Raw genomic sequence first — 21714 nt, forward strand, 5'->3', positions numbered from 1 at the left:
CCGTCCTGGTCGATCTCCTCCGGCGGGCGATCCGACCCGGCAGAGGCTCCCGTTGCTTCAGCGCCCTTTGTTCTCTCCGTCTGCGGGCGGGCGCTGGCCGCGTCCGGACGGTGTCGATCGATTTTGGACGCCAGATCCGGCAGGCCGCTCGTTCAATTGAGATAGGTCTGGGCGAGAATTCCGGAAAAGCGCTCCAGATCGTTTTCCAGCCGCGTATACAGCGCCCGGTCCACCGCCTCCGTCGTCGTCACTGCCAGACCCGAATGCAGCCGCATCGCCTCGCGATAGACCGGCGACATATGGCCCTTGGTATAGGCCTCGGGCAGTTCCTCGACCTGGGCGCGGATCTCGTTCAGCTGATAGAGGATCGAGCGCGGGTTCAGGGGATCGAGCGCCAGAAGGTCCGTCACCGTCAGCTGCACCGTGTTGACATTGTAGCGGCGGCGATGGGTCATGACGCTGTCGCCGATCTCGAGGAGCATGTCCAGCGTGCCGTCGGGGACATCCGGTTCGGACATATGGCCGAGCAGCCGCGTCATGTGCATGCCGCGCTCCAGATAGCGGCCGATTGACAGGAAGCGCCAGCCGGTGAAACGGTACATGTTTTCATGCACGAGACCGGCAAAGCCCGCGAGCTTGCGCAGAAGCACGGTCATGGCGTGGGTGGCGTCGTCTCCTGCCTGGACATGCGCCTGGAACATGCGCACGGTCTTCGACAGGTCGTTGAGCGCCAGCCAGCCATCGGCGGAGAAGCGGTCGCGGATGTTGCTGGCCGAAAACAGCGCGCTGTCGATATTGGCCATCAGGCTGTCGGGCACGGGCTGGCGCGTGTCGATGTCCACGGCGGCCAGATAGTCGGTGAACATCTTCAGAAGCGGCATGGAGCTGTCGGCCGATTCGGCATAGCGCCCGTGCCAGGCGCGCAGGATACGCAGCGCCCCCTCCGCCCGCTCGATATAGCGGCCGAGCCAGAAGAGATTGTCGGCCGCCCGGCTCGGCAGGCTGCCGGGCATGGTGCGGATGAAGCTTTCTTCCGGCGGCAGGAGCGAGATGCGCTCGACCGGCTTGTCGCTGACAATCCAGACATCGGCGGCGCTGCCGCCCGCCTGCATGGTGATCGCCGCCGCATCCTCGCCAGACGAGATGCGGCCGAAACCGCCCGGCATCACCTGCCAGCCGTCGCGCGTGCGCGCGGCATAGACGCGGAGGCTCATCGGCCGCGGGATCAGCTTGCCATTGACCCAGGCCGGCGTGGTGGACAGCTTCACCACTTCCTGGCCGACCAGCTTGACGCCGTCGCTTGCCAGCCATTCGGCGATCGAGGCCTTTGCGGTGTCGCGCAGCGAGGCGCCGAGCACGGACTGGCCGTTGTCGTCGAAGAAGGGGCGGGTGGAATAGGCCGGGCCGATCACCATCTTCTCGAGCTCGGCGGCCACATGCTGGCGCTCGGGCTGCTGGCCGCACCACCAGGTGGCGATGCTGGGCAGGAGCAGCTCCTCGCCGAGCAGATGCCGACAGATACGCGGCATGAAGGCGAGCAGCGCCCGGGTTTCGAGAATGCCCGTGCCCAGGGCGTTGACGAAGGTCACGGTCTGGTCGCGCAGCGCCTCGAGAATGCCCGGCGTGCCGATATGCGAGCGCTGGTTCAGTTCCAGCGGATCGGCAAAGACGGAATCGAGGCGGCGCCAGAGCACGCCGACGGGCTTCAGCCCGGCCACGGTGCGCACCATCACCTTGCCCTCGACCACGGTCAGGTCCTCGCCCTCCAGCAGCATGAAGCCGAGGTAGCGGGCGATATAGGCGTGCTCGAAATAGGTCTCGTTGGCCACGCCGGGGGTGAGAACGGCGATGCGGTCGTCGGGATGGCGCTTGCCGGCCTGCAATGTCTCGCGGAAGGAGCCGAAGAAGCTCGCCAGCCGGTGGACATGGGTCTCTGCATAGATGTCGGAGAAGGCGCGCGCGGTCGCCACCCGGTTTTCCAGCGCGAAGCCGGCGCCGGAGGGCGCCTCGGTGCGATCCGACAGGACCCACCAGTTGCCATCGGGCCCACGGCCGATCTCGAAGGAGCAGAAATGGAGGTAATGGCCGTCGGCTGGCGGGATGCCCACCATGGGCCGGAGAAACTCCGGATTGCCCGCCACCAGCGACGGCGGCAGGAAGCCCTCTGCCACCAGCCGGTTCTCGCCGTAGAGATCGGCGGCCATGCGCTCCAGGAGCTCGGCGCGCTGGACGATGCCACGCGACAGCACCTGCCACTCATTGTCAGCGATCAGGATGGGAATATAGGAGAGCGGCCAGGCGCGCTCGGAATTCTCGGTGCTGCCATAGGCGCGGTAGAACACGCCGGCATCGCGCAGATAGCGATCGGCGCGCGCGAAACGGTTGGCGAGCTCGGCCTCATCCATGCGGCCGAGCGCGGCCAGAAGCGGCCGCCAGACCGGGCGTACCGCGCCTGTCGTATCCATCATTTCGTCGGCAATGCCGGGCAGGCTCTTGTAATCGGCGCCGGGATCGAGCTTTGCCGCGACGGGCTTTTCCGCGGGCTTGCCGCCGGCGGCTGCAGGGCCAGGCTTCGCCGCTCCGGCCCCGGCGGCAGCTGCCGGAAACGCGGTCTGCGCCGCCTTTGCCGATGCCTTGCCGCCTGCCAGCGCGGAATCGGCCGGTGGCGGTGCATCCGTTGCGTGAGGGGACGCCTTGGGCGTCATCGGGTCCGACATCTCTTACAATCCGGGCGGCCTGCGCATGTCGAGCGTCAGCGGAAATTCCGCCGCTGGCTGCTCGCGCATCAGAATATACGGGCCCGCACGATGGCCCCAAGGTTCGAAACGCGCAAGCCGGCGCGCTTCCGCTTCGTTTCCGTTGACCGGGAAGGTGTCGTAATTCCGGCCGCCGGGATGGGCGACGTGATAGGTGCAGCCGCCGATCGCGCGGTTCGACCAGCGGTCGAAGATGTCGAAGGTCAGCGGGGCATGGACCGGCAGGACCGGGTGCAGGCCCGAAGCCGGATGCCAGGCCTTGAACCTCACGCCGGCGACGGACACGCCGCTCCTGCCCGTCGGCTTCAGCGGCACCGGCCGGCCGTTGCAGGCCACGGTGTAGCGCTCGGGATTGATCGTTTCCAGCGTCACCTGCAGCCGCTCGACCGAGCTATCGACGAAGCGAACCGTGCCGCCGATCGCGCCCTGCTCGCCCATCACATGCCAGGGTTCGAGCGCTTGGCGCAGCTCCAGCCGGGCGCCGTCATAGTCGACCTCGCCGCAGAAGGGGAAGCGGAATTCGAGCTGAGCCTCGAACCATTCGGAGCGGAAATCGAAGCCGTTCTGCCTGAGGTCGCTCAGCACGTCGAGGAAATCGGCCCAGACATAATGCGGCAGCATGAAGCGGTCGTGCAGGGTCGTGCCCCAGCGCGTCAGCCCGCCTTCGGCCGGCTTCTGCCAGAAGCGGGCGATCAGCGCGCGCACCAGCAATTGCTGGGCCAGCGACATGCGCGCATTTGGCGGCATTTCGAAGCCGCGGAACTCGACCAGGCCGAGCCGGCCCGTCGGCCCATCCGGCGAAAACAGCTTGTCGATGCAGATCTCGGAGCGGTGGGTGTTGCCGGTCACGTCGGTCAGAAGGTTGCGGAACAGCCGGTCCACCAGCCAGGGCAGGGGCGGCAGGCCCTGGCCGGGCGCGGGCACCTGCGCCATGGCGATTTCCAGCTCGTACAACGCGTCATGGCGCGCCTCGTCGATGCGCGGCGCCTGGCTTGTCGGGCCGATGAACAGGCCGGAGAACAGGTAGGACAGCGAGGGATGGCGCTGCCAGTGCAGGATCAGGCTCTTCAAGAGGTCGGGCCGGCGCAGGAAGGGGCTGTCGTTCGGATTGACGCCGCCGACCACCACATGATTGCCGCCGCCGGTGCCGGTGTGGCGCCCGTCGATCATGAACTTGTCGGTGCCGAGCCGGCTTTCGCGCGCTTCTTCATAGACGGCGCTGGTGATCGCCACGCACTCCTGCCAGCTGGCGGCCGGATGGACGTTGACCTCGATCACGCCCGGATCGGGCGCGACGCGCATGACGTTGATGCGCTCGTCATGCGGCGGAGCGTAGCCCTCGATATGCACCGGCTTGCCGATCCGGGCCGCGGCGCGCTCGGTGGAGGCGATGAGATCGAGATAGTCCTCGACGGACGCGGTCGGCGGCATGAAGACGCAGAGCCGGCCATCGCGTGCCTCGACGCTGATGGCGGTGCGCACGAAGCCGTCGATTTCCAGAACCGACTGCTCCATCCGCACCTGCTGGGCGGCGGACGGCTGGAAATGCGCTGTTCCGAGCGTGCGCCCGTCCTCCTGCGCGAAATCGGGCAGCGGGGCGCGCGGGATGCTGGGGTCCAGCGGGTTGATATAGGGATATTGCGAGGGGGAGATCCAGGTGAGCGAGGTCAGCGGCAGGCGATAGCCGACCGGGCTGTCGCCGGGCACCAGGAAGATCCGCCCGCGCCGGGTGCGCCAGCGCTCGCTGATCCAGCGCCGCCCGCCGGCGCGCGCGTTCCAGGGCTGCACCGGCAGAACATAGCCCGACGGCTTGGTCAGGCCGCGCTCGAACACCTTGACCATGCGGGCGCGCTGCTCGACATCCTCCAGCTTGTTGTTGGAAGGATCGAGATTTTCGGGAAGATTCGCCTCCTTGAGCACCCATTGCGCCGGGTCCTCATAGGCCGGCAGCACATTCTCCGAGGGCACATCGAGCTCCTCGGCGATGGTGGCCAGCAGCAGGCCGGCATCGTCGTCGGTCACGCCATAGTCCCGGCCTTCCTGGGCGATCAGGTCGCCATTGCGCCAGATCGGCAGGCCATCCTTGCGCCAATAGAGCGAGAAGGTCCAGCGCGGCAGGCTCTCGCCCGGATACCATTTGCCCTGGCCGTAATGCAGGAAGCCGCCGGGGGCGAAGCGGGTGCGCAGGCGGCGGATCAGCGCGTCCGCCTTGGCCCGCTTGGTCGGCCCCACGGCGTCGGTGTTCCACTCGCCCGACTGGAAATCGTCGATGGAGACGAATGTCGGCTCGCCACCCATGGTGAGGCGCACGTCGCTTGCGCGCAGAACCTCGTCGACATCCTGACCCAGCCGGTTCAGCGCGTCCCAGCTCTCGTCGGAAAAAGGCTTGGTGATGCGCGGATGTTCGGCCACGCGCGTGACCTTCATGTCGAAGGCGAATTCGGTCTTCGCCTCGCCGAAGAAGCCGCCGGAAATCGGCGCGGCGTTGCGGTAATGCGGCGTGGCGGCCAGCGGAATGTGGCTCTCGCCGGTCAGGAGGCCCGAGGTCGGGTCGAGGCCGACCCAGCCGGCGCCCGGTAGATAGACCTCGCACCAGGCATGCAGGTCGGTAAAGTCCACCTCGGTGCCGGAGGGGCCGTCCAACGCCTTCAGGTCCGGCGTAAGCTGGATCAGATAGCCGGAGACGAAGCGCGCGGCAAAACCCAGATGGCGCAGGATCTCGACCAGAAGCCAGCTGGTGTCGCGACAGGAACCGAGCGCCTGGGTCAGCGTCTCTTCCGGCGTCTGCACGCCCGGCTCCATTCGGATGACATAGTTGATGTCGCGCTGCAGCTGGGCATTGAGATCGACGACGAAATTCACCGTGTTGCGCGGCGTGCGGTCGATCCGGTCGAGATAGGCCTGGAGCGCCGGCGTCGCGGGCTCAGGCTTGCGGTAGATCGAGAGGTCATCGACCAGCGCCTCGGCATAGTCGAAGGGCCAGACTTCCGCCTCTTCCTCGACGAAAAAGTCGAAAGGATTGTAGACGGTCATGTCGGCAATCAGATCGACCTCGATCTTCAGCTCGGTGACCGGCTCGGGAAAGACATAGCGCGCCAGGAAATTGCCGTAGGGGTCCTGCTGCAACGTGACGAAATGGTTCGACGGCGAGACTTTCAGCGAATGGCTGAGCACCTTGGTGCGCGAATGCGCGGCCGGCTTGAGCCGGATCACCTGCGGGCCGAGCTGGATCGGCCGGTCATATTGATAATGGGTCAGGTGATAGATGCTGGCTTTGATCGACATGCTGCCTCGTACTCGCCCCTCTTCAACGGTCTTTAGCCGTCCTCGCCGCGATTTTGTGCAATGCGAAGGGAGAAAGCAAGCGGGATCAGGCAGGGTGTGGAAGAAGCCGCGCGCCGGCCCTAAAGCGCGTGGCGACCTTTCGGATCCGCTGATCGCGCTTTAGGGCCGGGTTTGCCGCATCCTTTCACTGCAAAACCGGTGCCCCTTTTTGCGCGACAGGCTCCGGCTGTGCAGCCTCTTCGGGCCTCCCTCGGCCTATACTGTGGTCAGCGCGCCATGGAGACCAGCGAGAAGGAGGCGCCTTGCGGATCGAGGCAGGGGATGATCCAGGCGCCGCCGGGCACTTCCATCGGCTGGCCAAGCAACTGACCGCCACCCGCCGTGACCCGCTCGCCGGCGCCATCGAGACCTTCGACGGTGAAGTAATATTGCCAGCGGTGTGGCCCCGGCATTTCCGGCGGCTTGCGCATCATGCCGCCAAGGCCGACGCCGCCCACGGCAAAGATCTGGTAGGTGCCGAGCGGGCCCATATCCATCGCCGTGTCCTTCTGCCAGTCGTAGAGCCGGTGATAGAAGGTCATCGCCTCCTCGACATCCCCGCACATCAGCTCGTTCCAGCCGACATGGCCTGTCGCCATGGGCTGCGTCGGCGCGCCGGGCGTGCTGGCGTGGAAAAGGCAGTAGACGGCGCCCTGCGGGTCGGACACGACAGCGAAGCGGCCGACGCCGGGAATATCTTCAGGCGCGCGATGAACGGCGCCGCCCTCGGCGGTCAAGCGCGCCGCGGCCGCATCCACATCGTCCACGCCGATATAGCCGAGCCAGTGCGGCCTTGCGCCGCTTTCCGCCAGGTGCGGGGGCATGTCCATGATGCCGGCGACCATATCCTTGCCGGCGCTGGCAATGCGATAGTCAAGCCCCGGCATGCCGCTGTCCTCGACCGTCCAGCCGACCACCTGGGCATAGAAGGCGGCGGCCGCCGCCGGATCGCTCGTCATCAGCTCGTGCCAGACGAACCGTCCGTGAATTTCGCTCATCCCCATTCCTCCTGTGATGATCTCATTCGGCAGATGATCCGGAAGACGCGCGGACCGCCGCCGCTTGACGATTAGGTTGATATCAACATAAATGGACCATGTCAAAGCAGCAGATGATTCCCTTTCAGACGACACTCCTTGTGAAGGACACCTGTCTCTGCCTGCATGCGCAACGCGCAGCACGTGCTCTGGCGCGCCTCTTCGATGACGCGTTGAAGCCGCATGGGCTGACCAATGGTCAGTTCTCGCTGATGATGTCGCTGAACCGCCCCGTTCCGGCCGGCATGGCCGATGTGGCCAGCCTGCTCGCCATGGACCGCACGACGCTGACGGCGGCGCTGAAACCCCTGGAGCGGCGGGGGCTGGTGCTCGTCGCTGCTGACGAGAAGGACAAGCGCCGTAAGGTGCTGCGCCTTACTCCTGCGGGGGAAGCGCTTCTGGCCGCCGCCCTGCCGGCGTGGCGCAAAACCCATGCCACGCTCGATGAACGCCTGCCGGATATCGAGCGGCTGAGGGCGGATTTAAGGGCGGTGTCTTAAGCAGAGTGCCAGCGCAGCCTTGCCGCCGCGCCGGTCGGGCTCGTCAGATGCTGCTCATTCCTCGCCGGGCAAAATCCGCACGGCGCCCTTGTCGGCGCTCGATGCAAACGCGGCATAGGCCTTGAGCGCGGTCGTCACGTTGCGCTTGCGCGGTGCAACCGGCTTCCAGCCGAGCTTGTCCTGCTCGGCGCGGCGGGCGGCAAGCTCGGCATCGCTGATGGCGATGTTGATCGTGCGGTTCGGGATGTCGATCTCGATGATGTCGCCCGGCTTGACCAGGCCGATGGCGCCGCCCTGGGCGGCCTCAGGCGAGGCATGGCCGATCGACAGGCCCGAGGTGCCGCCGGAGAAGCGGCCGTCGGTGATAAGCGCGCAGGCCTTGCCGAGGCCCTTCGACTTCAGATAGCTCGTGGGATAGAGCATTTCCTGCATGCCCGGACCGCCCTTTGGGCCTTCATAGCGGATGACGACGACGTCGCCGGCCTTGACCTCGTTGCCCAGAATGCCCTTCACGGCTGCATCCTGGCTTTCATAGACGACAGCAGGGCCGGAGAATTTCAGGATCGATTCGTCCACGCCCGCCGTCTTCACGATGCAGCCGTCGAGCGCGATGTTGCCCTTGAGCACGGCCAGGCCGCCATCCTTGGAGAAGGGATGTTCGACCGAGCGGATCACGCCCGTTTCGCCATCGGTGTCGAGTTCGTCCCAGCGCGCTTCCTGGCTGAAGGCGACCTGGGTGGGGATGCCGCCCGGGGCCGCGCGGAAGAAGGTGCGCACGGTCTCGGAATTGGTGCGGGTGATGTCCCAGCGGTCGATGGCGTCGCCGAGCGATGCGGCATGTACGGTCGGGCTGTCGCGGTTGATCAGGCCGCCGCGCTCGAGCTCGCCCAGGATGCGCATGATGCCGCCGGCGCGATGCACGTCTTCCATGTGAACGTCCTGCTTGGCCGGCGCCACCTTGGACAGGCAGGGCACGCGGCGCGACAGGCGGTCGATGTCTTCCATGGTGAAGTCGATGCCGCCTTCATAAGCGGCGGCGAGGATGTGCAGCACCGTATTGGTCGAGCCGCCCATGGCGATGTCGAGCGACATGGCGTTTTCAAAGGCCTGCTTGTTGGCGACGTTGCGCGGCAGCACGCTGGCGTCCTCCTGCTCGTACCAGCGCCGCGTGATGTCGACGATCAGGTGGCCGGCTTCCACGAAGAGGCGCTTGCGGTCGGCATGCGTTGCGAGCGTCGAGCCGTTGCCTGGCAGCGATAGGCCGAGCGCTTCCGTCAGACAGTTCATCGAATTGGCCGTGAACATGCCCGAGCAGGAACCGCAGGTGGGGCAAGCCGAGCGCTCGATGACCTTGACGTCCTCGTCTGAGACCTTGTCGTCGGCGGCGGCGACCATGGCATCGACCAGGTCGAGCGCATGGGTCTTGCCGTGCAGAACGACCTTGCCGGCCTCCATAGGCCCGCCGGAGACGAAGACCGAGGGAATGTTGAGCCGCATGGCGGCGTTCAGCATGCCGGGGGTGATCTTGTCGCAATTGGAAATGCAGACCATGGCGTCGGCGCAATGGGCATTGACCATGTATTCGACACTGTCGGCGATGATTTCGCGGCTCGGCAGCGAATAGAGCATGCCGTCATGGCCCATGGCGATGCCGTCATCGACGGCGATCGTGTTGAACTCCTTGGCAACACCGCCGGCCTTCTCGATTTCGCGGGCCACCAGCTGGCCGAGATCCTTCAGGTGCACGTGGCCGGGCACGAACTGGGTGAAGGAATTGACGACGGCGATGATCGGCTTGCCGAAGTCGCCGTCCTTCATGCCGGTGGCGCGCCACAGGCCGCGGGCGCCGGCCATGTTGCGGCCGTGGGTGGTGGTTCTCGAACGGTAAGCAGGCATGGTCATGTCCTTAGACGCTGCTAAAGCGCGTCGCGATCTCTCGAATTCGCTTCCCGCACTTTAAGTCCTTGTTTTGTCGCATGTCGTGATCGCAAAACCGCTGACCATTCCCGCGCGACATGTTCCAGAGCGAACTGTCGGAGAGCGTGCACGGCTCTCGTTTGAAATCCTGCTCTGATTTTCCGATTTCGATCATGACTGCGATTCAAGGCCGAACCCGTCTTCAATCGTCATGATCCAGGCGGCGCGTCTTCAAGGCAAAGGGCGGCCTCCTCGGTCGTCATACCCTTCCGGCTGCGCGCGTTTTGGCGGCGTTCCTAGCGCAAAAGCATGCCCGCGTCACCTTCTTTTGCCGGAGCTTCCGTTTTCTTCCGGAACGGCCAGCATGGAGACGCCTGGCGGAGGTTTCCCCCATGACTCGCGCCGCGCCGTGGCCTTGCGGGACGATGATGATGGCACTACGAGCCGCACTCTCAGGTTGTTTCTTTTCGTCGCTATCAGCAACGGGTGTATTTTTAACATCTCTGTGCAATTCACGGCTTTCAAAGAAGCGCGTGTTTTTTTAATCTCTTGTTCAAGACAATCCTGTCCTACGCCACAGCATTCACCGGTTCGATGAAAGTTTCATCCGCGATGTTTCCATGTTGATCGGCTCGCATAATCTCTTGGAAAATTTAGCCGTTATGGCCTCCGCGGTGCCGTTTTGCATCAGCCTTTGCTCCTTTCTCGCTCCCTTGACTGAGACCTGCCAGAAGGCCGTCTTCGGTGTGGCGATGGGGCTCAGTGTCGCGGTCCTGCTGCTGGTCGGCTTCCCGCATCGCATCGACTTTCTCATCCACCTGCCCAATGGCCTCATCGTGCTTGCCGCCTTTTTCGGTGGCCTTCCGGCGATTGTACCCGCACTGATTGTGGTTGCAGGCGTCGCCGGCGCGCAGGCTGGCACGATGGCCGGATTAGCCATGGGGCAGGCGCTGCTGTCCGGCGCCATCGGCATCATCTTCCATTGCCTTCGCCGCAGACTTGCTCCGACGGCGCTGGAGATGGCAGGCCTTTCCTGTCTCGCCGCCCTCACTCTGGTCTTCTGCGGACTGGTGGAGGGCGATGCGGGCGAGCGCAGGCAGGCCGAGATTCTCGATCCCGCTTTGCTTCTGTTCCTGACCACATTCCTGTCAATGGCGGGAATGGGCCGAGAGATCACGCGCAACCGGCGTCTCGGAGAAGCGCGGCTTCTGCGCACCATCATCGATGCGCTGCCCGACAATTTGCTGGTGAGCGATCGAACGGGACGGTTCATCACCGCGAATCCGGCGGCCGCCACCTTTCTCGGACGCGCGGCGAAGGACCGTCTCGCGCAGGCGCAGCTCGCCGACTTCTTTGACGGGCAGACCCTGCGCGCGATCACCGCGCATCAGCAGGCGGTGATCATCGAGCATGCGCCGAGACTGCGCGATTATCCGTTCGTGCTGAAGACGGGGCAGGCCGGCTGGCTTTCGTCGATGAAGGCACCGATTCTCGACGATGATGGCCGCCTTGTCGCGATCATCTCACTCGATCGCGATATCACCCAGGCCAAGGAGATCGAGCTGCAGCATGTGCAGACCGAGGCAATCCTGCGCGAGGCTATCGGCTGCATGGCCGACGCCATGGTGGTTCTTGATGAAGACAACCGGATTCTTCTGATCAACCAGCAATATTCCGCTTTGTTCGCACAGACGGAGATGATCATTGGTTGCCATATTGAGACGGTGCTGCGCCGTGCCGCGCCGCTTTACCATGCGGCTGGCGAGGATGCGCAGGCCTTCTCCGCCCGCGTCCTGGCGATGATGCGGGTGGAGGGACGGTCGGACCTGACGCTCGGGCCGGATTTTCATGTCTCCATGACCGTGCGGCAGATGGCGAATGGCTATCGGCTGGTGGTCCTTTCCGATATCAGCGCAGCGCGGGCGGCGGAGCGGGCGATGCTGTCGCTGAACAACCGGCTGGAGCAGCTGGCGCGCATCGACGAGGTCACCGGTCTGTTCAACCGGCGCATGCTGAACCAGCATCTCGATCATCTTCTCGGCGACAGGGACGGGGCGGAGCCGGCTTTGACGGTGATGCTGATCGATGTCGATCACTTCAAGTGCTATAACGACACCTACGGCCATCTCGCCGGGGATGCCTGTCTGGCCGCGATCGGCGCCTGTCTTACCGGGCTTGCCGGTGAGCTGCCCCTGGCGATCGCCGCGCGTTATGGCGGGGAGGAGTTCGCCCTGGTGCTTCCAGGCATTCGCCGGGTCGCGGCCGCCTCCATCGCCGATGTGGTGCGCCGGCGCATTCGCGATCTGGCCATTCCGCACAAGGCCAGCGTCTTCGAGGTGGTCACCGTCAGCATCGGCCTTGCCAGCGGCCCCATGCAGGGACTGTCCGATGCCGCCAGCTATCTTTCGGCCGCAGACCTTGCCCTTTACAGGGCGAAGGCCTCCGGCCGCGATTGCGCCTTTACCTTCCATGCCAACATGCTGCCGCCGCCGACAGCCTGAGCGTTTCGGGCCCGTGCATGGCGCCTCTTTTCCGGGATGGCCCTTCGGGCGAGAGAGTGCTTTCGGCGGAACAAACCTGTCCCTCGCGTGGTTTGCGGGCTGAAGCCGGTTTTCGACCATCGGAGAGGCAGCCATGACCACGTCGTCGACAACAACCGACCACCAGACCATTCGCGACTGGGCGGAAAGCCGCGATGGCCATCCCGCAAAAGTGAAGGGCGCCAAAGACGGCGGCATTCTGCGCTTCGACTTCGGCGAGCCCGAGGAAAGTCTGGAACAGATTTCCTGGGACGAATTCTTTGAGATCTTCGACGGCAATGGCCTGGCCCTCGTCTATCAGGACGAGACCGCCGACGGAAAAACCAGCCGCTTCTGCAAGTTCATCGACCGGCATTGAGCACAAGGTGCCTGTCTCTGACCAAAAGCTCCCACCTGTTCACTGTCAAGAAGACGCGGCGGCGGTTTCTCGAACGCACAATCGAAGAGATCCGGAAGCCGGTTTCTGAAAACCCGTTGCAGAAACAAACACGGGAACATCGGACATTGTCCCGTTTTCTATCCCCTGCCTGAGCGCGCGCGCCCGTCAGGATCCGGCAAGCTGCTGCTTTCCCCAAACCCTTATTTTTTCATCCGCCCGCGTGGCGGATGTCTTCCGTTGAAACAGATCCTTTCTTCTCCGCCGTTCCCTTCCCTCCGCGAATGCGCGTTCCAGATCCACACCTGATCCTCGCAACCCCAGACTCTGAACCCAGCACAAGGCGCTTCTGTCCATGACCCGCCCCCTTTCTTCCCGTCCGCTTTCCACCTATCGGCTGCAGTTTCGCGAGGGCATGACCTTCGACAAGGCGGCCGAGCTGGCGCCCTATATCAAGCGGCTCGGTGTCAGCCATCTCTATGCCTCGCCGATCTTCGCCGCGACCAGCGGCTCGACCCATGGCTATGACGTGACCGATTCCAACCGCTTCGATCCCGATCTCGGCGGGCAGGAGGGCTTCGACCGGCTTTCCGCTGCGCTCAAGGCGGAGGGGCTGGGGCTGATCGTCGATATCGTCCCCAACCACATGGCCTCCTCGCTGGAAAATCCGTGGTGGCGCAGCATCGTCGAATGGGGCGCGGACAGCCCGCATGCCCGCACGTTCGACGTCGACTGGTCGCGCCCTTTGACGCTGACCGTGCTTGGCGGCAGCTTCGAGGAGGCCGTCGAAAAGGGCGAGATCAAGCTGGGCCTCGATGCGCAAGCCGGCGTGATCGGCCTTTCCTATTATGAGCAGGTCTTTCCGCTTGCGCCTTCCACCTATGCCCAGGCGCTCAAGACGGTCGATCTGCCGCTCGCCCGGCATCTGGAAGCTCTGGCGGCGAAGGCCGATCCTGGCGGAGAGGATGACTTCCATGCCGCCGTCCGCCAGGCCTTCAGCGAGGATGCGGCCGGTACCTCGGCTCTTGAAGAGGCCCTGGCCGCGCTCGCACCCGCACAGATCACCGAAATCGCCGAGGCACAGCCCTACCGGCTGATGGACTGGAAGAAGGCCGCAAGCGGTCTCAGCTATCGCCGCTTCTTCGAGATCGCGGGCCTGGCCGGCCTGCGCGTCGAGGACGAGGCTGTGTTTACCACCTCCCATGCCCTGATCCTCGACCTCGTGGAAAAGGGCGTGGTGCAGGGCCTGCGCATCGACCATGTCGATGGGCTCGCCGATCCCAAGGCCTATCTCGAGCGGCTGCGCGCGGCCGTCGGTCCTGACGTGCCGATCGTGGTGGAGAAGATCATCGAGGAAGAGGAGCGCGTGCCGGAAGACTGGCCGGTCGAGGGCACCACCGGCTATGAATTCATCGCCGCGCTCGCGCGTCTCTTCACGGTGAAGGACGGGCTCGACACGCTTGCCCGCGCCTATGACCGCTTTGCCCCCGGCGATCCCTACGAGACTCTTCTGCACGATGCAAAGATGCTGATGCTGCAGGAAAATTTCGAGGGCGAGGTGAGCACGCTGACCCGCATCGGCCGAGAGGCTGCCGGGGCGGGCGTGGAGAGTAACGAGACCTTTGCCGCCGCGCTGCGCGCGCTGGTCGCCGGCTTCACCGTCTACCGCACCTATGGCACGACCGGCGCGCTGAGCCCGGCGGACGAGACGGTTCTGGATGACGCGCTCGCTGCCGCCGCCATCGATCTCTCCACGCAGGAGCGGGAGGCGCTCGGTGCGATCGAAGCAATCCTGAAAGGTCGGAGCCCAAGCGCGGCTGCAACGGACTTCCGAACCCGTTTCCAGCAGCTTTCCGGTCCCGTCATGGCCAAGGCCATGGAGGACACGGCTTTTTACCGCCACAACCGCTTTCTGGCGCTGAACGAGGTGGGCGGCAATCCGGTCGAGCCGCACCTCACCGTCGATGCCTTTCACGATGCGATGATCCGGCGGGTGGTCGAGCAGCCGGAGGCGCTGTCCACCACCTCCACCCATGACACCAAGCGCGGCGAAGACAGCCGCGCGCGGCTCTATGCCCTCTCCCAGGCGCCGGAGCGGTGGATCGAAGCGGTCCAGCGCTGGCATGGCCAGAATGCCGGCGCGGTTCAGGCGCTCAAGGAGGGTGCGGCACCCGAGCCGGCGGTGGAGTGGGGCCTCTACCAGGCGCTGGCGGGTGCCTGGCCGGTGGGCCTGAAGACGGATGACGCCAAGGGCATCGAGGCCTTCGGCACCCGGTTTGCCGCCTATGTCGAAAAGATGATCCGCGAGGCCAAGCTGCGCAGCTTCTGGGCCGAACCCAACGAAGCCTATGAAGCCGCCGTGCAGGATTTCGTGCGCGGGCTCTTGTCCTCACCGGAATTCCTGCGCGACTTCGCCGCCACGCTCGGGCCCTATGCGCTGACCGGGCTCTATAACGGGCTGGCGCAGACGCTCGTCAAGATCGCCGCACCTGGCGTTCCGGACATCTATCAGGGGTCGGAGACGGAGGATCTGAGCCTCGTCGATCCCGACAATCGCCGCATGCCCGACTTCGCACGGCTAGCGCGCCTGGCGGAAGGCCCGGCCAGGATGCGGCTCGATTTCGACGCGCTCGAAAGCGGCGCGGCAAAGCAGTCGCTGGTGCGGCTCGGCCTTGCCGCCCGGCAGGCGCAGCCGGCGCTGTTCCTGGAGGGCGACTATCGGCCGCTGACGCTGTCGGGCGATCACGCCCATCGCTTCGTCGCCTTTGCCCGTGTGTCGGGGACGCAAGCCGCCGTGGTGGTGGCGCCGGTGCGCATTCACGAGCTCTTGGAAGCCTCTGGCGCGCAGGGGCTCGATATCGCCGCCGGCGAGATCACGGTGCATCTGCCGCAGGATCTGGCAGGCCGCGTGTGGCAGGACCGGCTGGGCGAGCACGGCGGAAGCATGACGGCGGGCGATGCGCTGGCCTTGTCCGCCTCGGCGGCCGCGCCTTTCCTGCTGATGACGACGGGCTGAGAATGAGGCCATTGCGCCTCACGCCGTGAGCGTCACAGGGCTGATATGCCGGCGGAACAATTGACAGGCGAAGACGTTAACGGGGCACCGCCCCGTTGACCTTTTTCCTGCGTTCGCCATGGGGCAGAGCGGGCAGGGCTCGGTGAGGGGTAAAAGCGGCGGATCGTCCCAGCGCGGGCGCCATCCGCCGCGCTCATGCATCACGCGCAGCGCCCCGGTCCGCCATCCTTTCCGGTGCGGCGGGGCCGTCCGAGGGGAAACATCTTGTCACAACGCGGTTCCGTTCTTTCCCGTGCAACGTCCGCTTTCGGCCGGCGTGGCGGCATCATCCGCGTCGGCGAAAATGCCTGGCGCTCGGTGAAGGCCGAGCGTCTCGCCTTTCTGATCGATGCCGCCCGCTATTATCAGGTGCTGGACGAGAGCCTGCGGCGCGCCGAGCGCGAGATCCTGATCGTCGGCTGGGATTTCGATCCCGACATCTGCCTGCGGCCGGATCTGCCGGACAGTCCGACGCTGGGCACCATCCTCGAAAGCCTGGTGGACGCGAACCCGCTGCTGCAGGTGCGCATTCTCGTCTGGGCCATGGGGCCGATCTATTCCGGCAAATCGCTGAAACTGTTTCGCCGCAGCGGCTGGCCGCAGCATCCGCGCATCGAGCTGCGCTTTGACGGCCGCCACCCGATCCGCGGCTCGCATCACCAGAAGATGGTGTCGATCGACGACCGCATCGCCTTTCTCGGCGGCATCGACCTGACCGCGCGGCGCTGGGACGACGATCGGCACCTGCCGGACAATCCCTTGCGCGTCACGCCCAAGGGCGAAGCTTATGAACCTGTGCATGACATGCAGGCCATGCTCTCCGGCCCGGCCGCCATCGGCGTCGGTGATCTGATCCGCCTGCGCTGGCGCGGCGCGGTCGGCCCGATCGAGGCGCCCGGCCTTGCCGCGCCGGACGCCGTGGAAGCGGCCGATATCTGGCCCGACAGCATCAAGCCCGACCTCACCGACTGCCGCGTCGCGATTGCCCGCACCGAGCCGGACGGACCCGACCATGACGGCCATCAGGAATCGATATCCCTCCTCAAGGACGCGCTGAAGGCGGCGCGCAAGCATGTCTATATCGAGGCGCAATATCTCGCCTCCTTCGGCATTGCCGACATCATCGCCCGACATCTGGAAAATCCGGAAGGTCCGGAAATCCTCATCGTCGTCAGCCGCATCTCGCATGGCTTCATCGAAAAAATCATGATGGGCAACAACCGCGACCGGCTGATCCGCCAGCTCAAGCGCCGCGACCCCTATGACCGTTTCCGCGTGATGTATTCGGTGGTGCCGAAGGCGGGCGGCGGCGAGCAGGAGGTGCTGGTCCATTCCAAGCTGGTGGTGGTCGACGATGTCTTCCTGCGCATCGGCTCGTCCAACCTCAACAACCGGTCCGAAGGGCTGGATACCGAGGCTGATATCGCCGTAGAGGCCGTCAGTGAGACGCATCGCCAGGCGATCACGGCGCTGCGCGACCGACTGCTGGCCGAGCATCTCGACGTGACGCCGGAGGCTGTCTCCCGGTCGATCGCGGAAACCGGCTCGCTGCTCGACGGTGTCGAAGCGGTCAATCACAATCTGCGGGGCCTGCGCCATTTCGATGTCGACGTGGCCAAGGGCGCGGTCGATCCCATTCCCGGCACGGCGATCGTCGATCCCCACAGGCCGTTCCGCCCGGTCAAGGCGGTGCTGACCGGCATGAGCCAGCTCGCCCGCAAGCTCAGAACTGCGGTGTTCTGACAGTCCTCGACAAGTCCCACGAAAAATCCCGCCTATCCTTCCGGACGGCGGGATTTTTGTGGCTGACGCAGGCCGGCGGGCGAGCCACGCAGGCAAAGGAGACAGGGATCAGGCCGGGTGCGCGTGCCCTTCCGGCGCCTCGTCTTCATGGCGCGGACGGGCCTTGTCGCTCTTGCGGATCAGCATCTCGCTGCCGATCAGCAGCGGCAGGCCGATGGCAAGCGGGATGAAGTAATAGGCGACGCGGAAGGCGATGACGGCGGCGACCGATTGCGCGCCCGGCAGAATGTGCGCAACCGTGGCCTCCAGCACGCCGATGCCGCCCGGCACGTGGCTGATGATCGCCGCGACATTGGCGATGATCGAGACGGCGGCGACCTTCAGGTAATTCGCCTCGGAAAAGGCCGAGAGCATCTGGTGCAGGCTGGCGGCGACGCAGGCGAAGTTGAGCGTGCCGAACAGGACCTGGCCGAGCGCCAGCCGCAGGCTGGGCATGGTGAAGCTCCAGCTGCGCAGCTGCAGCGGCTTGCGCAGCGTGGCGGCCAGGATGACATAGACCACCGGCAAAAGCGCCGAGACGATGGCCAGCGTGAAGACGGCGGAGCTGGACAGCCCTGTCATCTGCACGGCTTCCTGCGGCCGCAGGAACAGGCCGAGAGATCCCAGCGTCATCAGGCCGATGCCGACGGTGACGCCGCAGAACAGCACGATCTTGGCAACGTCCTCTGCCGTCAGTCCCCAGCGCGCGTAATAGCGATAGCGCACTGCGCCACTGCTCAAGGCCGCGACGCCGACATTGTGACCGATCGACAGCGACACAAACGACGTCAGCAGCGTGCGGTGAAAGGCCAGCCGCTTGCCGGCGTAGCGCACGCCCATGGCATCGAAACAGGACAGGCAGAAATAGGAGGCGAAGGCGAAAGCCAGACTGGCGGCGAAGTGGCTGAGCGGAATGCTGCGCAGCGCCTGCAGGATCTCGTCGAGCGAATATTCCCGAAGCGTGCGGACGAGCAGGTAGACCGCGGCGATGATCGCGACGATCATGACCGCGCGCAGGAGAAGACGAAACGTCATGGGTTCAGTCCAGCTGGGCCCGGCGGGGGCAGGGCGCGTGTCCTCGAGGTGGTATCGCGCTGCCGGACCCTTCTCCGGCAAAACGATGTCACGGAACGAAAATGCCCCTCATCGGGTTCCGTGCCATGTCCAGAAAGCCTTCCAGCATGACGACTGCCTTCCGCCTGATCACCTACAATGTCCATAGCTGCATCGGCACCGACCGCCGCCATGACCCGGAACGGGTGGCGGAGGTGATCGCAGCCGCGCGACCCGACATCATTGCGCTGCAGGAGCTGGATGTCGGCCGGCTGCGCACCAAGGGGGTCGATCAGGCGCAGCGCATCGCCGATCATCTGAAAATGACCGCGCATTTCCATCCGGCCATGCATGTGGAGGAGGAGCAATATGGCGATGCGATCCTGACGGCGCTTCCCTCGCGCCTGCGCCGCGCGGGCTCGCTGCCCTCGATTGGTGAGCCGCGCGGGGCGATCTGGGTGGAAATCGCTGTGGCGGGACGGCCGGTGCAGGTGATCAACACCCATCTCGGCCTGCGCGGGCGCGAGCGCAGCCTGCAGGCGCAGGCGCTGCTGGGGCCGGACTGGATGGGGCATGCCGATTGCCAGGCCGGTCCGGCGATCCTGACCGGCGATTTCAATGCCGTTACCCGCTCGCCGGCCTTCCGGCGTCTCAACCGTGCCCTGCCGGCGGCGGCCGATCCGCGCACAGGGCGGCTGGCGCCCACCTTTCCGTCACGCTTCCCGCTGATGCGGCTCGACCATGTCTTTCCCAATTCGGGACTGACCGTGACCGCTTGCGCGCCGATCGCCAATGCCCAGACGCGCCTCGCCTCCGACCATCTTCCGCTGCTGGCAACGCTGGATTTTGCCGAAGCGGCCGATCGACAGAGGGACCAAGCGAACGGAACATCGCAGGCATCCGCTCGTTAAATCTGCAACGGTGTTCGTCGCTCGAGCACCGGCCAAAACAGCAAAGGAGTTTCCGATGCCGAACCGCGACCCCATCCCGACACCCGACGCCGAAACGCCGCGCGGGCCGATTGCCACGCCGGGCATTCCTGACCGCGCTCAGGATCGACCGCAGGACCCACCGGTTCTCAATCCCGGTGACAGCAAGAACCCGAACGATCCTTCCCTGAAGGATCCGGCCCTTCTGCCGATCGGCGATCCCGCCGCCATGGCGTGAGCGGGTTGACCCGCCGGCGAGCGCTCACAGAGTGAGCCATGTCGCTGAAAAGATGAAAAGATAAGGCGGCACAGATCGACCCGATCGGGTTTGGTCTGTGCCGCCTCCTTTTGTAGGTGGTGAGAACCCTTGCGAGCATCGGCCTTATAAAAGATCCGGGAGATCACGTCCGACTTTGAGATCCCTGGCATAGGTGACCATCACGCGCGACGTCATCCTCGGGCTTGTTCCGGGGATCTGCCCTGGTCAATAAGTCGTAGAGATATCAAGACCTTGCAGATATCGGGGTCAAGCCCGAACATGACGAAACGAGGAGTTTGCCGTCTTTCAGAAAGCTCCGGATATCGCGCATCGATCAACCGGATTTCGTAGGACAATCGGACGGGTCATGATTTTCCGCCCGAATGCGCATAGCCCGGCCTGACAGCGGAAAATCAGCAAAGAGCGAGCGCGCGTCCGATCATTGTCAGGCTGTGCTCAGGCGCGCCGGCGAGCACGCTGTCCGACAGGTCGATCTGGCGGATCGCATCGCTGGCCAGAAGGCTCGCGGTCCCATGCATCGTCGCCCAGATAAACAGCGCATGCCGGTCCAGCTCTTCCGCATCCACCGGTCGATGCCCGGCAGCATGAGCAGCCTTCAGGTTTTCCCGCAGCAAGGCGAAGGCATGGCGTGCCTGGCGCATCATCTCAGGGTGATCTGCCGGCGCCGGCAGCGGCGTGCCGAACATCAGCCGGTAGTTCAGCGGCTGTTCCAGTGCGTAGGTGAGGTAGGCTCGCCCCATCGCTCCAAAGTCCTGCGGTGGCTCGCTCTTCTGCGACCTTGTGTCCAGCGCTTCGGCAAAGGCGGCAAAAGCGCGGGCAACAATTTCCGCCAGCAGATGATCGCGGCTTGGGAAGTGGCGGTAGGGTGCTCCATGCGACACGCCCAGCCGCCGCGCCACCTCGCGCAGGCTCAATTTCTCCAGGCCGTCTTCAGCAACGATCGCACGGGCTTCCTCGACACAGGCCTCGCGCAAATTAGCCGGCCGATCCTTGACCTCCCTCATCCTTCATCCCCTATGCTGATTGTATGGCCTGATCCCTCGTCCAGCGATGCAGTCCGTGTGCCCTGCCACGCGCATGCGATCGGCCAAGTCCGCGCCCTACCCATTCCTCCTGGACACGAGCGCATCCCCTTCCGATCGGCATGTAGACAGTGTCTACTTTATCGGGTAGAGGCTGTCTATAGAGCCAGTCAGGAGGCGCGGATGGACAGGCACGCGGTGGACTTGTGGTGGTGGACGGTGGCGGTGTTGCTTGGCCTCTTCGTCGCGACATCGGTTCTGTGCTGGTTCGACGGCCGGCAGATCGACGGGGCAAGCGTCTGGGCCAAGCCGATCAAGTTCCAGCTCTCGCTCGCCTTGCATTTCGCGACGCTGGCCGCAGTGACATCTTGTCTTGGGCAGGCCTGGCGCGATGGCGCTTTTCTGTGGTGGGTTGCCGTTGCGGCCGTCGCGTGCACGGCATTTGAGGTCGGCTACATCATGCTCCAGGCCGCGCGCCAGCAGCCATCGCATTTCAATGTCGGTACGCCTCTCTATGCTACGCTCTATGCGATGATGGCGGCCGGTGCGGTCGTCCTGACGGTGGCGGCCGGCATTGTCGGGCTCGTCGTTCTTCTCGACCGGGCGGCGGCTTTCGACCAGGCCACGCGTCTGGGCACGGGACTGGGACTGATCCTCGGCACGGTGCTTACCCTGATCGTCGCCTTTCGCATGGGAGGCGCGCTGAGCCATCATGTCGGCACGGAGCTTCCCGGGGCCGCGCGCATGCCGCTGACCGATTGGTCGCTCAGCGTCGGCGACCGGCGCGTGCCGCATTTCTTCGCAACGCATTTGATGCAGGCGGGCCCGCTCGCGGGCCTTGCCGCCGGCAGTCTGCTGCCGCGCGGCCCGGCTCTTGCCGTCACCTTGGTCGTGCTGGCAGCCGGCACGGCCCTGACGCTCTGGACCTTCGCAAGGGCCAATGCCGGCTTGCCGATCCCGCGGATCTTCTAGAGAGTCAGACGGAAAAGTCGCAACCGATTTTCGATCCGACCGCCCGAGGCGATTGTCGGCCTCGACCCCATGGTTCTAGAGCATCAGACTGAAAATCGCACGCAATCCGATGCTCTAATTTTTTGTTTTTGCATCGGATTTTTCCGAAAACCGGTTCCCACTTTTCGGTCC

13 protein-coding genes and 1 pseudogene are annotated in these 21714 nt (G+C 64.9%); 8 read left to right on the forward strand and 6 right to left on the reverse strand.

Annotated features, from left to right (window positions below; all coding sequences use genetic code 11):
- Nucleotides 1-152: 152 nt before the first annotated feature.
- From BJF92_RS18255 to BJF92_RS18265, 3 genes and pseudogenes are all read right to left on the reverse strand, one after another.
- Nucleotides 153-2498: pseudogene (locus BJF92_RS18255) on the reverse strand (circularly permuted type 2 ATP-grasp protein); the annotation flags it as partial.
- 222 nt (nucleotides 2499-2720) lie between these two features.
- Nucleotides 2721-6041 carry a transglutaminase family protein gene (locus BJF92_RS18260; RefSeq protein WP_075636191.1) on the reverse strand — a complete coding sequence of 1107 codons (3321 nt, stop codon included), beginning with the start codon at nucleotides 6039-6041 and terminating at the stop codon, nucleotides 2721-2723.
- Between the two features lie 266 nt (nucleotides 6042-6307).
- Nucleotides 6308-7069: a VOC family protein gene (locus BJF92_RS18265; RefSeq protein ID WP_075636394.1), complete on the reverse strand. Its 762-nt coding sequence runs from the start codon at nucleotides 7067-7069 to the stop codon at nucleotides 6308-6310.
- 107 nt (nucleotides 7070-7176) lie between these two features.
- On the opposite strand from BJF92_RS18265, the gene BJF92_RS18270 reads away from it, so the two are divergent.
- Nucleotides 7177-7617 carry a MarR family winged helix-turn-helix transcriptional regulator gene (locus BJF92_RS18270; RefSeq protein WP_075636192.1) on the forward strand — a complete coding sequence of 147 codons (441 nt, stop codon included), beginning with the start codon at nucleotides 7177-7179 and terminating at the stop codon, nucleotides 7615-7617.
- A gap of 54 nt (nucleotides 7618-7671) precedes the next feature.
- Here the strand turns inward: BJF92_RS18270 and ilvD are convergent, their stop codons facing one another.
- Nucleotides 7672-9513, reverse strand: coding sequence for a dihydroxy-acid dehydratase (gene ilvD, locus BJF92_RS18275; RefSeq protein ID WP_075636395.1), 1842 nt, complete (start codon nucleotides 9511-9513; stop codon nucleotides 7672-7674).
- A 734-nt stretch (nucleotides 9514-10247) separates the two neighbouring features.
- On the opposite strand from ilvD, the gene BJF92_RS18285 reads away from it, so the two are divergent.
- From BJF92_RS18285 to BJF92_RS18300, 4 genes are all read left to right on the forward strand, one after another.
- Complete coding sequence (locus BJF92_RS18285; protein ID WP_158032248.1) at nucleotides 10248-12035, forward strand: sensor domain-containing diguanylate cyclase; 1788 nt, start codon at nucleotides 10248-10250, stop codon at nucleotides 12033-12035.
- A gap of 133 nt (nucleotides 12036-12168) precedes the next feature.
- Nucleotides 12169-12432: a hypothetical protein gene (locus BJF92_RS18290; RefSeq protein WP_075636195.1), complete on the forward strand. Its 264-nt coding sequence runs from the start codon at nucleotides 12169-12171 to the stop codon at nucleotides 12430-12432.
- Nucleotides 12433-12805: 373 nt separating this feature from the next.
- Complete coding sequence (gene treY / locus BJF92_RS18295) at nucleotides 12806-15466, forward strand: malto-oligosyltrehalose synthase (protein WP_075636196.1); 2661 nt, start codon at nucleotides 12806-12808, stop codon at nucleotides 15464-15466.
- 264 nt (nucleotides 15467-15730) lie between these two features.
- On the forward strand, nucleotides 15731-17248 hold the full coding sequence (locus BJF92_RS18300) for a phospholipase D-like domain-containing protein (protein WP_158032249.1): 1518 nt from the start codon (nucleotides 15731-15733) through the stop codon (nucleotides 17246-17248).
- 108 nt (nucleotides 17249-17356) lie between these two features.
- Here BJF92_RS18300 and BJF92_RS18305 read toward each other — a convergent pair whose 3' ends face one another.
- Nucleotides 17357-18322 (reverse strand): lysylphosphatidylglycerol synthase domain-containing protein, encoded by a 966-nt coding sequence (locus BJF92_RS18305; RefSeq protein ID WP_075636197.1) that lies wholly within the window; start codon nucleotides 18320-18322, stop codon nucleotides 17357-17359.
- Between the two features lie 146 nt (nucleotides 18323-18468).
- Here BJF92_RS18305 and BJF92_RS18310 point away from each other — a divergent pair, with 146 nt between their 5' ends.
- Together BJF92_RS18310 and BJF92_RS18315 are read left to right on the forward strand one after the other, a co-directional pair.
- The gene (locus tag BJF92_RS18310; RefSeq protein ID WP_075636198.1) at nucleotides 18469-19251 is read left to right on the forward strand and encodes an endonuclease/exonuclease/phosphatase family protein; all 783 of its coding nucleotides are present in this window, start codon (nucleotides 18469-18471) and stop codon (nucleotides 19249-19251) included.
- Between the two features lie 55 nt (nucleotides 19252-19306).
- Nucleotides 19307-19507, forward strand: a complete 201-nt coding sequence (locus BJF92_RS18315; protein WP_075636199.1) for a hypothetical protein — start codon at nucleotides 19307-19309, stop codon at nucleotides 19505-19507.
- 434 nt (nucleotides 19508-19941) lie between these two features.
- Here BJF92_RS18315 and BJF92_RS18320 read toward each other — a convergent pair whose 3' ends face one another.
- Nucleotides 19942-20553 carry a TetR/AcrR family transcriptional regulator gene (locus BJF92_RS18320; RefSeq protein WP_075636200.1) on the reverse strand — a complete coding sequence of 204 codons (612 nt, stop codon included), beginning with the start codon at nucleotides 20551-20553 and terminating at the stop codon, nucleotides 19942-19944.
- 201 nt (nucleotides 20554-20754) lie between these two features.
- On the opposite strand from BJF92_RS18320, the gene BJF92_RS18325 reads away from it, so the two are divergent.
- Complete coding sequence (locus BJF92_RS18325; RefSeq protein ID WP_075636201.1) at nucleotides 20755-21543, forward strand: hypothetical protein; 789 nt, start codon at nucleotides 20755-20757, stop codon at nucleotides 21541-21543.
- Nucleotides 21544-21714: the final 171 nt, after the last annotated feature.

Origin of the sequence: Xaviernesmea rhizosphaerae (assembly GCF_001938945.1) — a bacterium.
In the GTDB taxonomy this organism is placed as follows: Bacteria; Pseudomonadota; Alphaproteobacteria; order Rhizobiales; family Rhizobiaceae; genus Xaviernesmea; species Xaviernesmea rhizosphaerae.

What these genes read in the sequence shown, in the direction of transcription:
- BJF92_RS18320 (WP_075636200.1), bottom strand. Translation starts at nt 20,553, where the DNA reads ATGAGGGAGGTCAAGGATCGGCCGGCTAATTTGCGCGAGGCCTGTGTC.
- BJF92_RS18310 (WP_075636198.1), top strand. Translation starts at nt 18,469, where the DNA reads ATGACGACTGCCTTCCGCCTGATCACCTACAATGTCCATAGCTGCATC.
- treY (WP_075636196.1), top strand. Translation starts at nt 12,806, where the DNA reads ATGACCCGCCCCCTTTCTTCCCGTCCGCTTTCCACCTATCGGCTGCAG.
- BJF92_RS18290 (WP_075636195.1), top strand. Translation starts at nt 12,169, where the DNA reads ATGACCACGTCGTCGACAACAACCGACCACCAGACCATTCGCGACTGG.
- BJF92_RS18260 (WP_075636191.1), bottom strand. Translation starts at nt 6,041, where the DNA reads ATGTCGATCAAAGCCAGCATCTATCACCTGACCCATTATCAATATGAC.
- BJF92_RS18315 (WP_075636199.1), top strand. Translation starts at nt 19,307, where the DNA reads ATGCCGAACCGCGACCCCATCCCGACACCCGACGCCGAAACGCCGCGC.
- BJF92_RS18270 (WP_075636192.1), top strand. Translation starts at nt 7,177, where the DNA reads ATGTCAAAGCAGCAGATGATTCCCTTTCAGACGACACTCCTTGTGAAG.
- ilvD (WP_075636395.1), bottom strand. Translation starts at nt 9,513, where the DNA reads ATGCCTGCTTACCGTTCGAGAACCACCACCCACGGCCGCAACATGGCC.
- BJF92_RS18305 (WP_075636197.1), bottom strand. Translation starts at nt 18,322, where the DNA reads ATGACGTTTCGTCTTCTCCTGCGCGCGGTCATGATCGTCGCGATCATC.
- BJF92_RS18325 (WP_075636201.1), top strand. Translation starts at nt 20,755, where the DNA reads ATGGACAGGCACGCGGTGGACTTGTGGTGGTGGACGGTGGCGGTGTTG.